This window comes from Photobacterium sagamiensis, from assembly GCF_050337085.1.
Taxonomy (GTDB): domain Bacteria; phylum Pseudomonadota; class Gammaproteobacteria; order Enterobacterales; family Vibrionaceae; genus Photobacterium; species Photobacterium sagamiensis.
This window is the reverse complement of the sequence record NZ_JAKJSP010000037.1, coordinates 41,597-54,150: the sequence shown is the minus strand read 5'-3', so window position 1 is coordinate 54,150 and position 12,554 is coordinate 41,597. Positions and strand designations below refer to the sequence as shown.

The 12,554-nt window shown below is 46.6% G+C and carries 9 protein-coding genes; 8 read left to right on the top strand and 1 reads right to left on the bottom strand.

The annotated features are described in order from the left end of the window. Window positions 1–71 precede the first annotated feature (71 nt). From rsuA to L4D76_RS17975, 4 genes are all read left to right on the top strand, one after another. Window positions 72–767 carry a 16S rRNA pseudouridine(516) synthase RsuA gene (rsuA, locus tag L4D76_RS17990; RefSeq protein ID WP_428442265.1) on the top strand — a complete coding sequence of 232 codons (696 nt, stop codon included), beginning with the start codon at window positions 72–74 and terminating at the stop codon, window positions 765–767. Window positions 768–999: 232 nt separating this feature from the next. Then, on the top strand, window positions 1,000–2,190 hold the full coding sequence (locus tag L4D76_RS17985; protein WP_428442264.1) for a Bcr/CflA family multidrug efflux MFS transporter: 1,191 nt from the start codon (window positions 1,000–1,002) through the stop codon (window positions 2,188–2,190). 16 nt (window positions 2,191–2,206) lie between these two features. Continuing rightward, complete coding sequence (locus L4D76_RS17980) at window positions 2,207–2,878, top strand: DUF2913 family protein (RefSeq protein ID WP_428442263.1); 672 nt, start codon at window positions 2,207–2,209, stop codon at window positions 2,876–2,878. A 368-nt stretch (window positions 2,879–3,246) separates the two neighbouring features. Next, on the top strand, window positions 3,247–4,818 hold the full coding sequence (locus tag L4D76_RS17975) for a BCCT family transporter (protein WP_428442262.1): 1,572 nt from the start codon (window positions 3,247–3,249) through the stop codon (window positions 4,816–4,818). 55 nt (window positions 4,819–4,873) lie between these two features. Here the strand turns inward: L4D76_RS17975 and L4D76_RS17970 are convergent, their stop codons facing one another. Further along, complete coding sequence (locus tag L4D76_RS17970; RefSeq protein WP_428442261.1) at window positions 4,874–6,334, bottom strand: SDR family oxidoreductase; 1,461 nt, start codon at window positions 6,332–6,334, stop codon at window positions 4,874–4,876. A 529-nt stretch (window positions 6,335–6,863) separates the two neighbouring features. Between L4D76_RS17970 and L4D76_RS17965 the strand changes: the two genes are divergently transcribed. The 4 genes from L4D76_RS17965 (at window position 6,864) to L4D76_RS17950 (ending at window position 12,514) form a co-directional block, all read left to right on the top strand. Next, window positions 6,864–7,535 (top strand): ABC transporter ATP-binding protein, encoded by a 672-nt coding sequence (locus L4D76_RS17965; protein WP_428442260.1) that lies wholly within the window; start codon window positions 6,864–6,866, stop codon window positions 7,533–7,535. Then, the gene (locus tag L4D76_RS17960; protein ID WP_428442259.1) at window positions 7,516–9,975 is read left to right on the top strand and encodes an ABC transporter permease; all 2,460 of its coding nucleotides are present in this window, start codon (window positions 7,516–7,518) and stop codon (window positions 9,973–9,975) included. Before L4D76_RS17965 ends, L4D76_RS17960 begins: the two co-directional genes overlap by 20 nt. A gap of 131 nt (window positions 9,976–10,106) precedes the next feature. Then, complete coding sequence (locus L4D76_RS17955; protein ID WP_428442258.1) at window positions 10,107–11,102, top strand: lipocalin-like domain-containing protein; 996 nt, start codon at window positions 10,107–10,109, stop codon at window positions 11,100–11,102. A 107-nt stretch (window positions 11,103–11,209) separates the two neighbouring features. Further along, window positions 11,210–12,514, top strand: a complete 1,305-nt coding sequence (locus L4D76_RS17950; protein WP_428442257.1) for an amidohydrolase — start codon at window positions 11,210–11,212, stop codon at window positions 12,512–12,514. Window positions 12,515–12,554 lie beyond the last annotated feature (40 nt).

Below are 12,554 nucleotides of genomic sequence, written 5' to 3'. Positions count from 1 at the left end.
GTAAGTTTTTAATGCAAGTTATGGCGGAGCTTTTTATAATACGGCCCCTTTTGTAACATGTGGAGCCAGTGATGAGGCTTGATAAATTCTTAGGTACCACTTTGGGTATTACTCGCAGAGAAGCCGGTAAGCTACTAAAAGACAAATTGATTGAAGTGAACGGCGAGATTGTAAAAAACGGTTCGTTCCAAATCACCGACGATTGCGAAGTTGAATTTAATGGTCGCATCTTAGCCTTACACGGGCCACGATATTTTATGCTAAACAAGCCACAAGGTTTTGTCTGTTCACATGTGGATGATCATAACCCGACGGTCTTCGTCTTAATCGATGAAGTCAGCCCGGAAAAAATGCACGTGGCTGGCCGGTTAGACGGTGATACGACAGGCCTGGTTTTATTAACTGATGATGGCCAGTGGTCACACCGTATTACATCTCCTCGTCATGTGTGTGAGAAAACGTACTACGTTGAATTGGCTGATCCTGTTCCGGAAGAAACCATTCAGACTTTTGCTGACGGTGTTCAGCTACGGAGTGAAAAAGAACTCACGCGTCCAGCTAAATTAGAGTTGCTAGGTGAGCGAGAAGCGTTACTGACGATTTCTGAAGGTAAATATCATCAGGTAAAACGTATGTTTGCCGCCGTTGGCAACAAAGTTGTCGGGCTTCACCGCCAGCAAGTGGGTAAGGTGGTGCTTGATGACGAGCTGGAGCCTGGAGAATACCGTCCCCTTACTGACGAAGAGATTGCGTCTTTTCTGAAATAACGAGGCCCAAACTACTTTAAGATGCTGAACGTTGCATTTTGAAGTGGTTTGGTTTTATCTTGGTATATACCTTTTAGGTATTGCCTCGATCGTTTGTGGCTGTTGTTTAATGAAAGAGAAACTGATCTATTCCTGACGGGAAAGAATAAAAGCGATCAATTCATCGTACAATACCTTTCTTGATTTTTCCCATACTGTTCTTTGTGAATACAACAGTACACGTAGTGAATTTATGACCCGACAAGACAGCCAAAAGCTGAGTCTGCAACTAATTATAATTTTAGGTGCCATTGCTGCACTCACCCCGCTGGCGATTGACATGTATTTGCCAGCAATGCCCGCTATTGCAAAAGATTTAGCGGTGACTCCCAGCTTGGTACAAACAACATTAACCGCTTATACCGCAGGTTTCGCAATCGGGCAGTTACTGCATGGTCCGCTTGCTGATAGTTATGGCCGTCGTCCGATACTGATCATTGGCATTGTTTTCTTTACCATTGCAGCAGTGCTGAGTGCGATGAGTCGGGATATTGTTGAGTTAACCTGGTTCCGTGCCGCACAGGGTTTTGCCGGGGCATCTGCCGCCGTGATTATTCAGGCTTTGGTCCGGGATATGTTTGAGCGAGAAGAGTTCGCCCGTACCATGTCATTTGTTACGTTAGTAATGACGATCGCGCCATTAGCTGCCCCCATGATTGGTGGATACGTATCGGTTTGGTTTGGCTGGCGGTCTATTTTCTGGTTGCTGGCAATATGTGCCGTGCTGGTGATTTTGTCTGTATTATGGAAAATACCGGAAACGCTGCCTGCCGAAAAGCGTCTACCTTTCCATCTTGGTACGACATTACGAAATTACGCCAGATTGATGACGACGCCAACCGCTGTTGGCTTTGTCTTCTGTAGTGGTTTTTCTTTTGCCGGGATGTTTACGTTTCTTACTGTCGGCTCATTCATTTATATCGATCTTTATCAGGTTAGTACTCAGAACTTTGGTTACCTGTTTGGCTTAAACGTGGTCTGTCTGATCCTGATGACCAGTATTAATGGCCGGTTAGTGAAGAAGATGGGATCACACTGGATGCTGCGTTTTGGCTTGACTGTCCAATTAATCGCCGGTATCGGATTGATCCTTGGTCAAATGCTTCACCTGGGCTTGTGGGGGGTGGTTATCCCTGTCATGCTTTTTGTCGGCACGATCTCAATCATAGGCAGTAACACGATGGCGTGTTTATTGTCGAAGTATCCGCATATGGCCGGAACCGCCTCATCGTTAGCGGGTACAATACGTTTTGGTACGGGTACGGTGGTGGGAGGGGCTGTTGCGATGATGCCTGATGCTACAGTCTGGCCTATGGCGTTAACTATGGCGACTTGTGCATTACTGTCAGCCGCTTTCTACTGGCTTCTGTCCAGAGATGCGTAAAGTTGTAAGGAAAACAATGGCGATTTACTCTCAAGAAATTTATAAGCTGGTAACGGCGGGTTTAAAAGAGCTCGAAGAATCTCAGCTATCCGGAAAAATACAGAAAAACCCCGTGAGCGAAACGCATTTTCTCAGTGCATGGGTGACTAAAGCAATTAAGCAGCAAGCTTTCGACCGTTGTGTCGTAAAAACCTTGATGAGCTGGCAGCAGCAAGCTCGCAGTATGGGTAAGAATGCCCAGTTAAAACAAAATTTTGAGCATATTGCAGAAGCCTACGCAGGAGTCAGAGGCGATGACGGCAAGGCAAAGATCGTCACCCGCGATCAAATTCAGTCGCTTTATCAGGCGCTAGAGCAGAAAGGCTGGATGGTCACTACTGAGTTTGAAGTAAACCGCAAGGTTACCCATCATACTGAGGGGCAGGCCTCTCTGGTGGTGTGTGTGAAGCAATTCCGCGACGTATTTTCTCTCCAGGATGGATCGGTTGAGCAAGTTGAGCTGGCTAAGCCGTTATCGCTCTATGTTCGCGGTAGCGCACAGGAACTCATTGATACGGCATTCAGCCTGGGGTTACTGTTGTTCAAGGTCACTGATTACAAATCGAAAGTTAAGTACCACGGTGAGTATGTTCTGTATCCGCACAATAACGGTGCTCACTTACCTGAGCTACCGACACGCGATATGTAACGGAATCAATAATAATTAGAGTATAAATAGATAGAATGCTAATGGCCTGGATAGGGCCATTTTTTTGTCTGCAAACAGGCTTTGATGGGTTATTCATCATTTAGTGGCTTCTATTAAAGCGATATACCGATTGGTACTATTCATGACTTTTTCATTTGTTGATATGGGTAATTATCGACCATTCTAGTCATTTTTCATGAAAAATAATTCAAATAACAATTAGAGTTCTAAGTGACTGATATTGCTTTATCTTTAGTAATATAAGAACATAAATTGTAGTTTTATTACTGCAGTCAATGGTGTTTTTACTGGATGTAGCCATTAATTGTTGTTAATGTGTTGCCCCTCACAATAACCGTGAGAAATTTATGCAAAGCAATGCATGCCATATTGGCGATAAATTAGTAACAACACCTACAAAAAAAACTACAAAAAACCGCCATATTGGCGATAAGCTTGTGCCAACGCTTACAATAGGTTTTATCAGCCTGTTCCTTCTGGCGGCACTGTTCGACCTTTCTCGTTTTACTACCCTGATCCAGTCTCTCTTTTCATCGGCAGCCTCACAGTTTGGTTACTGGTGGCAATGGCTTATGGTTGTTAATTTCGCTTTAGCTTTGCTCATTGCCGTAAGTCGTTACGGTAAAACCCGCATGGGTACTTTGGCCAAACCGTCTATCGGTACGTTCCGTTGGCTGGCAATGATAATGTGTACATTACTTGCCGGTGGCGGTGTCTTCTGGTCTGCAGCAGAGCCTATTTATCATTTCATTACCCCCTCTCCAAGTTATAGCGGTGTGGTTGGCTCAACTGCCTCAGCCGTTGTACCGGCCCTAAGCCAGAGCTTTTTACACTGGGGATTCCTTGCCTGGTCTGTACTAGGCACGTTAGCAACCATCGTGTTGATGTATGCGCACCATCAATGTGGCGTCAAACTTCGCCCGAGAGCATTGCTGTATCCTCTACTGGGTGATCGTCTGGAGAATCACTGGATGGGAGCGGTCATTGATGCTTGCTCAATCATTGCTGTTGCTGCAGGTACTATTGGTCCGATTGGTTTTCTGGCATCACAATTAGGTTATAGCCTGGAAGTGATTGCGGGCATTGAAAATAACGTCTCTTCACAGCTGGTAATTCTGGCTGCGGTTGTTGCTGCTTATTCACTTTCTGCCGCTTCAGGCATGGACAAAGGTCTGCAATGGTTGAGTCGTGCTAATGTTATTGGCGCTTTCGGCTTGCTGCTTGTGATGCTGATCCTTGGCCCAACCCAGTTCATCTTCGAGCAGTTTGGTAATGGCTTTGCCAGCTACCTGACAAACCTGCCTGAAATGAGCCTGACGAATGATTCTGAAGGTTGGAATATCTGGTGGACCTGGTTTTTCTGGGGATGGTTCATTGGTTTCGCTCCAATGATGGCCATTTTTATTGCCCGTATTTCTGAAGGCCGCAGTATTCGAGAGCTGGTTCTGGCTGTGGCGATTGGTGCGCCGATCGTGACTAACTTCTGGTTCTCGGTTCTGGGTGGTACAGGTATTTTCCTGGAGCTACAGACACCGGGTATTATTTCGGGCCCGCTAAATGACGCTGGCTTGCCTGCTGTATTACTGGCATCGCTGTCTCAGTTACCTTATAGCAGTATATTGCTACCGGCATTCCTGGTCTTAACAACGACTTTTGTTGTGACTACTGGTGACTCAATGGCTTATGCAATAGCCATGGTCGTTTCCGGTGATGATAAACCAAGCCGAGTGCATCGTTTATTCTGGGCGATCATTATGGGCTGCGTGGCTGCCGTACTGCTACTTGCCGGAGATGGGGGGCTTAATGCACTCCAATCTTTCATTGTGATCACCGCGGTTCCTGTTTCTTTTATTGTTGCTGTAACATTAATTACAGGTCCGATAGCTGCGATAAAAATGAGTCAGGCGCAAAAGCAATAGATTGCTAGTGATGCTGACAATAGAAAAAGAGGTGCATTAGCACCTCTTTTTCATTTTATAACGTGACCGATTTACCTTCCTGTGCCTTCGCTTTACAGCGTTTTACCAACGCATGTGTCATGCCTCGGAATATAAACAAGTGGGCAGGCATCATCGCAAACCAGTATAGTAACCCCGAAAAACCTGCAGGGTGCCACCAGGCACGAATATCGACTTCGCGATACTCGTCTTTTTCTTCGATGGTAAATTCTAATCGTCCTAAACCCGGGGCTTTCATGCCAAATAACAGGGAAAGAAAACGATTGGGTTCAATGTTAAGGACCTTCCATGAGTCGACCTGATCGCCTAGTTCAAGGGTATGGGGATCGCGACGAAAGCGGGTCAGGGCATTTCCCCCGATTAGATGGTCGAGCCATTCCCTGATCCGCCATAATGAATTGGCATAAAAATAGCCTTCCTTTCCGCCAATCAATTGTATTTGCCGCCACAGTTGTTCGGCGCTGGCATCGGTTTTCAACGTGTATCCGGCTTGTTTGGGGTAATAACCATAACCAGGTTGCCAACGGGCAAGCGCATCGGGATCGAACCCCCACACACTGCTGCGAACGACTTCTGTCTCATGGCGAAGCGTCTCTTTCACCGCTTCCTCATACGTTAGCAGGTATTGAGGGATCAATGACTGAATGGCACTACCATCAGCGGGAAGATCGAACTGTAATCCTCCGACTAAAGCCCGAGCGATATTAGTTGGAACTGATGTGATGAACTTTAGCCAATAGGCAGCCACTGACAGGGGTAAAAAAGGCAGAGGGATAACATGTACTTTTTTGCCGATTAATCTGCCAAGTTGACGCATTTGCGACTCGTAGGTGAGTTGCTCTGGCCCTGCTACATCCATTATCTGGTGACGTGAAGGGATGAAGTGAAGCAATTCCAGTAAATAATGCAGAACATTGCGCAAGGCGATAGGGGAGTTGTGTGACTTAACCCATTTGGGTGTAAGCATTACCGGCAAATTATAAATATAATCTCGCATGACTTCGAAGGCCGCGGAGCCCGGGCCAATAATAATGCCGGCACGTAGTTCAGTGATGGGTATACCACTTTCTCGTAATATCTCGCCGGTGGCTTTTCGGGCGGCGAGGTGCTTTGAGTAACCTTTAACCGATTGCAGTGCGCCGAGATAGATAACACGCTGAACCTGGCTCAGTTTTAAAGCCTGACTGAAATGACGAGCAGCATCGAGTTCGAAATCAATAAAATCGTGTCCGTGGTTCATACCGTGAACAAGAAAAAAAACGGCATCAACACCTGCGAGAAGTGGTCGAAGGTCCGTGTTCTGGTTCAAATCCAGTTCGATAAGTTCAACATTGGGGATCGAAGACCATCCCCTTTTCTGAAGCAACTTCAGGTTTCGACCCGTTGCTTTGACCTGATAGCCACTGTTGGCTAATTCCGGTACCAGATGACTACCAACATAACCAGATGCGCCGACTACCAGAATTGTTTTGATCATCTGTTGCATGCTCCCTGCAGCAAAATCCAGGTAATGACCTGAAACCGTTATACCGATTGGTATTAGTAAAAAATATTGTTACTAAAACTGTAGTGGATAAACTTTGCCCTGTCTTTCGCATTACAAATTACGCTGTCTACAAGTTGCAGTCTGGTTGATTGCTTAATGCTGAACAAGCTTGGTGAATGAAATGCAGCGGCCAGTGGTGTTGCAGGTAAGGCTATGTTTGTTGCCACGATCATGTTAGCTGGCGTCGCTCCTCGGAAATATCCTACAATTACTCCAAGGCATGAACATTTTTAAGTCGTTGATTCAAGATTCAAAGTTGTTAGTCGCTTGTAGGGTATTTGGCCTTTTTGTAGGCAGTTTGCAACGCATCGCATTTTATTTATGGCTAAGGTTCTGAAAGTCCTTTCTCGTTGTCTGGCTTTGCTGTAGATTTCACTGTCGGCTGGAATGGCAAACTGTGTCATATTATTCAGTAATATAATTTTTACTTTCAAGACCTTTTTCATTATCGGGGACGTAGATGTTACGACTTGCTAAGCTTTGTAAAGGTTATCAGGATGGCAGTGAATACCATTCCGTTTTACAGGGTGCTGAGCTTGAACTGGCACAAGGTGACCAACTTGCTCTGATGGGTGAGAGTGGTTCTGGTAAGAGTACTCTGTTAAATTTAATTGCAGGGTTAGATTCTGCCGATTCAGGCGAAATATGGATCGGTAATACGCCAATACACGATATTTCTGAGCGTGAACGTACCGCATTCCGTCGCAATAACATTGGTATGGTATTCCAACAATTTAATCTCTTACCTACTTTGACTATTGCCGATAATATTCGTTTTTGCCGTCAGTTAAAGGGGCTGGATGAAAAGCCCGAACTGTGGCGACAGATCATCTCCGCTCTCGATCTTATGCCGTTATTAGGGCGCTACCCTGAAGAAATGTCGGGCGGCCAGCAACAACGAGCGGCTATTGCGCGAGCGCTGTATATGGAACCCGATATTCTGCTTGCTGATGAACCGACCGGTAGTTTGGATGAGCGTAATGCGGGCGCGGTGATCCGTTTGCTGATTAATCTGACTAAGCAGCTTGACTGTACTTTATTATTGGTAACGCACAGTAAACAAGTAGCTTCACACATGCGTGGTTGTATTCGTCTCCAGGGGGGGCAATTGGATGTTAAGCCCCGTAGCTAAAGCTCTTTGGGGGCATTACCGCCGTCACCCATTTCAGATTTTACTGGTCTGGCTAGGTCTGACCTTAGGCATCGCTCTGTTAGTCGGTGTAATGGCGGTTAACCAACAGGCTCGTGAAAGTTATCGTCAAGGTGAGCAACTATTTTCTAATCCTTTTCCTTACCGAATTCGTCATGCCCAAATGGGGCTCAAAGTACCGCAGGGTTTCTATGTCCAGCTGCGCCGCTCTGGTTTTAAAACTTGTGTACCGTTTGAACAACATCGTATTGTCACTGCTCAGGGGCGCGACTTTGAAATTGTAGGCATCGATCCGGTTGCTATGTTATCGAGCATCAGAAGCAAAGGTCTGACGCAATACCAAGGAAAGATGCTGGAACTGATGAAACCACCGTATCCAATCATGGTCGGTCGTCAGTTAGCTAGTTATATGGGCGTTGAGGAAGGGCAAAAGCTAACGCTGGACAATGGCCAGCAAATAGGGCCGATACGAGTGGTTAGTGATGAGCGTATCGGCGGGCCAAGAATGATCGCAGATATGGCCTTACTGCGCGATTTGCATCCAAGTGCTGGTCTTACGACGGTTCTTTGCGGGGAAATGCCACAGAAAGATCTGACAACTCTCACTCAGATACTCCCGCCGGGATTAACCCTGGAACGTCACCAGAGCGCCAAGCTCGAACCGTTAACAGAAGCATTCCATCTTAATTTGTTTGCGATGGGGATGCTCTCTTTTGTAATTGGTTTATTTATCTTCTATCAGGCAATGTCATTGTCATTAACCCAGCGTCAGCCTTTGGTCGGGCTGTTACGTCAAGCGGGCGTGTCTGGCTTTCAGCTGGCCGGTGCACTGGTTGTTGAACTGATCGTTTGGATTATATTAGGCCTTATTGGCGGTAATTTATTAGGGCTTTTGTTGGCTCAGCAATTGTTACCGTCGGTGGCGGCTACGTTAAGCGATCTCTATAGTGCTAATGTCAGCTTGTCTGTTACCTGGCACTGGCAATGGGGCGCAGCCAGTGTTGCCATTGCGGTCTTTGGCAGTTTGCTCGCTTGTGGCTGGCCAATGATGCGCTTAATTAAAACACCGCCGGCACGCTTAGCGACACATATGGCTTTAGTGCGTTTTAGCGGACGTGAATTTGCATGGCAAGCCTTTTTTTCCTGTCTGTTTATTGGCGGTGCCATTGCCGTTTACCAGTTGCCGCATGGGCAGTTGGCGGGGTTCGTCTTGATTGCATGCATCCTGATTGCTTCAGGCCTGATGATGCCATTTTTACTGTGGCAGCTATTTCAGAAGCTGGGCTTGTTTTTCCGTTCGGCACGCCTGCGCTGGTTTTTCTCCGATGCGGCAGCCAGTCTGAGTTACCGCGGTGTTGCTGCGATGGCCTTTATGCTGGCTCTTGCTTCCAATATTGGTATGGAAACCATGGTTGGTAGTTTCCGCAGTACAACGGAAAGTTGGCTGGGGCAGCGTCTGGCAGCAGATATTTACGTTCGTCCATCGTCGAGCGTTGCTCCGCGTATGGCGAAATGGTTGGAGTTGCAACCTGAAGTGGAGCAAGTTTGGTGGCAGTGGCGTAAAGAAACACCTACTGAAGCTGGCACCTTAGAGGTCAAGAGTGTCGGAGCCAGCGCTGGTGAAAAAGAGGCATTGTTGGTCAAAGTGGCTGAACCTGATTATTGGTACAATCTGCACAATACTCAATCCGTGATGGTTAGTGAATCAATGGCATTAAAGCAAGGTTGGCACCCTGGCGATAAGATCAATTTACCTGCGCCAATGATAGGTTCCTGGATTATCGCGGGTGTTTATTATGACTATGGTAATCCATACGGGCAGGTGCTGATTTCTCAGAAGCACTGGCAGGCATTGTGGCCGAAAATGGGGCGGGTTAGCTTAGCCATTCATTTGGAAGATGATGCCGACAGCACTCAATTATTGGCGAAGTTGGGCGAGCGTTTCCGTCTGCAACCTGAAAGGGTTCGTAATAATGCTGAGCTGATGAGTCAAGCCATGCGGGTATTCGACCGTACCTTTATTGTGACAGCAACATTAGGTAAGTTAACGCTATTCATTGCCGTTTGCGGGCTGTTCTTTGCTACTGTTGCCGGTGAAGTTTCACGACAGCGGCAGTTTGCCCTGCTTCGTTGTATGGGGATGACCGGTCGTGAATTGGCCGCTTTAGGGGGCGGGCAACTATTAGTTATCGGCCTGATGACAGCGCTAATGGCATTACCGCTGGGTTTAGTGTTAGCGCAGCTATTAATTGATGTTGTCTTAAAATACTCCTTCGGTTGGACTATGCCAATTCACTTTTTCCCAACACAATATTTAGTGTCGCTGGGTACGGCTTTACTTGCTTTGTTGGCTGCCGGGGCATGGCCTGTGTGGCGCCTGGTTAAACGTTCAGCTATCTTGTCGTTGCGAGAGTCTTTCTGATGTTAATGCAAGTATTTCAAAAATTAGTGCCTAACATTTTGCTTTTAAAGTTAAAAGGAGAGTTCCGGTGGTGGGTTTCCTTACTTTTCATTTTGTTTTTATTGGGGTGTGATCAGGCAGAAGATCGCTCAATGAGCACAGAACTACTGACTCAAACCAGTGAAGGTAACTATCAACCTGTTGTTGAAGGTCGCCCACTCCGCTTCCCCCGTGATTTCTCCAGTCATCCTGGTTTCAGAACGGAATGGTGGTATCTAACAGCCAACCTTGAAGCTGAAAATGGTGAAACGTTCGGAGTTCAGTGGACCATGTTTCGCATGGCAACCGGAACAGAAAAAAAAGGTGGCTGGAAAACTCCCCAAATATTCATGGCTCATGCAGTTGTGACATCAGAGAAAAAAAGCTGGTTTGCCGAGCGCTTTGCCCGTGGTGGTATCGGACAGGCAGGGGTTATGAGCAAACCATATCGAGCCTGGTTAGATAACTGGTCATGGCGCTCTTTAGGTAAGAGCCCATTTCCCGGTTTACTGGAATTTCAAGATGGTGATATGGCTGCTAGGCTGCAGGTTAATAACCTAGGTAAGATTGTACTGCAGGGAAAGGAAGGTTATAGCCGGAAACACCGATCAGAAGATATCGCCTCGTATTATTACAGTGCCCCGTTTCTCAAGGTGGATGGCATCCTTGAGCTGGATGGAAAACAGTACAAGGTGAAAGGGGATGGCTGGTACGATCGTGAGTGGAGCAGCACTATGCTGGCGAAAAAACAGCAGGGGTGGGATTGGTTTTCTATTCATTTAGATGATGGAAGTGCCTTGATGCTCTATCAGATCCGGGAGAAAAATCAACAGCCATTCTATTTTGGTACCCTTAGCTGGCCTGATGGAAAAGTCGTTCAGTTAAGCCAGCAAGACATTCAGTTAACACCATTAGGATATACTACCCTTGAAGGTAAAAGTTTACCCTTAGATTGGCGTATTGATGTACCATCACAACAGATTGAGCTTAGAGCGGAAGTTGTCCGCAAGGAACAGTGGTTGCCATTTATGTTTCCTTACTGGGAAGGGCCAATTAAGGTCAAGGGCAGTCATTCAGGACAAGGATTTATGGAATTAACGGGTTACTAATCGCCTCTATCAGGCTTTTTATAGCAAGCAAATCGGGATGGAATTGCTAGTCGATAGCGCGTGGCAGTAAACAGATCCGTTAGCCATAAAAGTAATAGGATTATTAAGTGGTAAACAAGTTAACTTTTGATGAGCAAGCGTTATCGCAACGCTTGATGAACTACAGACGTGAATTTCACCGTTACCCGGAATCAGCCTGGTGTGAATTTTTTACAACTGGCCGCATTGCCGGGGTTCTGGAAAACCTTGGTTTTGATTTGTGTTTTTCTGACAGTATCATTGCCCGTGATGCCATCATGGGACGTGATGAAACCAGTATTGCTGAAGCTCAGCAACGCGCTCTGAGTTGGGGGGCGGATGCCAGTACACTTGCAAAAATGAATGGTGTTACCGGTATTGGGGCGGAACTTGATACCGGGCGGGAAGGGCCTGTTTATGCTTTCCGTTTTGACATTGATGCAGTAGAAGTGATGGAAAGTCAGGACGATTCACACCGTCCGCGATTTCTCGGTTTTGCATCATTGTTGCCAGGGATAGCACACGCATGTGGCCATGATGCGCATGCGTCAATAGGTTTAGGTCTGGCTGAAGTGCTGGCAGAAAATAAAGAGCGGCTATCAGGCAAGATTAAATTACTGTTTCAACCTGCTGAAGAAGGCTGTCGTGCCGGGAAGGCGATTGCAGAAAGTGGTTGGCTGGACGATGTTGATTATTTTTTTGCCGCCCATATCGGTATGAATGTACCCAGCGGGACATTAGTGTGTGATCCCCAACATTTCCTCTGTAGTTCTAAATTTGATCTTCATTTTAAAGGCAAACCAGCTCATGCAGGTATTGAACCTAATGCAGGGTGTAATGCATTGGCTGCAGCATGCACTGCCGTTACGCAAATGCTGGCAATTCCCCGTCATCGAGATGGTATGACCCGGGTGAACGTTGGCCAGTTGACGGCGGGTGACGGACGAAATGTTATTCCGGATAAAGCCGTATTAAAAGGTGAAACCCGTGGTGAAAATCGCGATCTGAATAACTATATGTACCAGCACGTTGAACGGATTGCTCAGGCCTCATCTATGATGCACGGTGTTAACGTTGAAGTTCATGCTCAGGGCGAAGCAATAGGCTTACACAATGACATTGAGCTGGTAGAACTGCTGGCATCTGTAGGTTACGGCTGTGGTTTCAATAATGTCATTCGTGAAAAAGACTTCGGTGCCAGTGAAGACGCGGGTTATCTGGTGGACCGTGTACAAGCCAAGGGCGGTAAAGCGATTTATTGTCTGCTGGGTTCAGATCTGACCGCAGGGCATCATAATGGTGACTTCGATATTGATGAAAGCAGAATGCTACCGGGGGTGAAGCTGTTTACTGCCGTGATTGAGCGGCTGCAGAACCGATTCATAGGAAGTTGATGGGCTAATAATTCTTGGCCTAAGATAAAGCGGCTAAATA

Bases quoted from the DNA above. Each gene is read 5' to 3' on its own strand.
- rsuA (WP_428442265.1), top strand. From the start codon at position 72: ATGAGGCTTGATAAATTCTTAGGTACCACTTTGGGTATTACTCGCAGA.
- L4D76_RS17985 (WP_428442264.1), top strand. From the start codon at position 1,000: ATGACCCGACAAGACAGCCAAAAGCTGAGTCTGCAACTAATTATAATT.
- L4D76_RS17980 (WP_428442263.1), top strand. From the start codon at position 2,207: ATGGCGATTTACTCTCAAGAAATTTATAAGCTGGTAACGGCGGGTTTA.
- L4D76_RS17975 (WP_428442262.1), top strand. From the start codon at position 3,247: ATGCAAAGCAATGCATGCCATATTGGCGATAAATTAGTAACAACACCT.
- L4D76_RS17970 (WP_428442261.1), bottom strand. From the start codon at position 6,334: ATGATCAAAACAATTCTGGTAGTCGGCGCATCTGGTTATGTTGGTAGT.
- L4D76_RS17965 (WP_428442260.1), top strand. From the start codon at position 6,864: ATGTTACGACTTGCTAAGCTTTGTAAAGGTTATCAGGATGGCAGTGAA.
- L4D76_RS17960 (WP_428442259.1), top strand. From the start codon at position 7,516: ATGTTAAGCCCCGTAGCTAAAGCTCTTTGGGGGCATTACCGCCGTCAC.
- L4D76_RS17955 (WP_428442258.1), top strand. From the start codon at position 10,107: ATGAGCACAGAACTACTGACTCAAACCAGTGAAGGTAACTATCAACCT.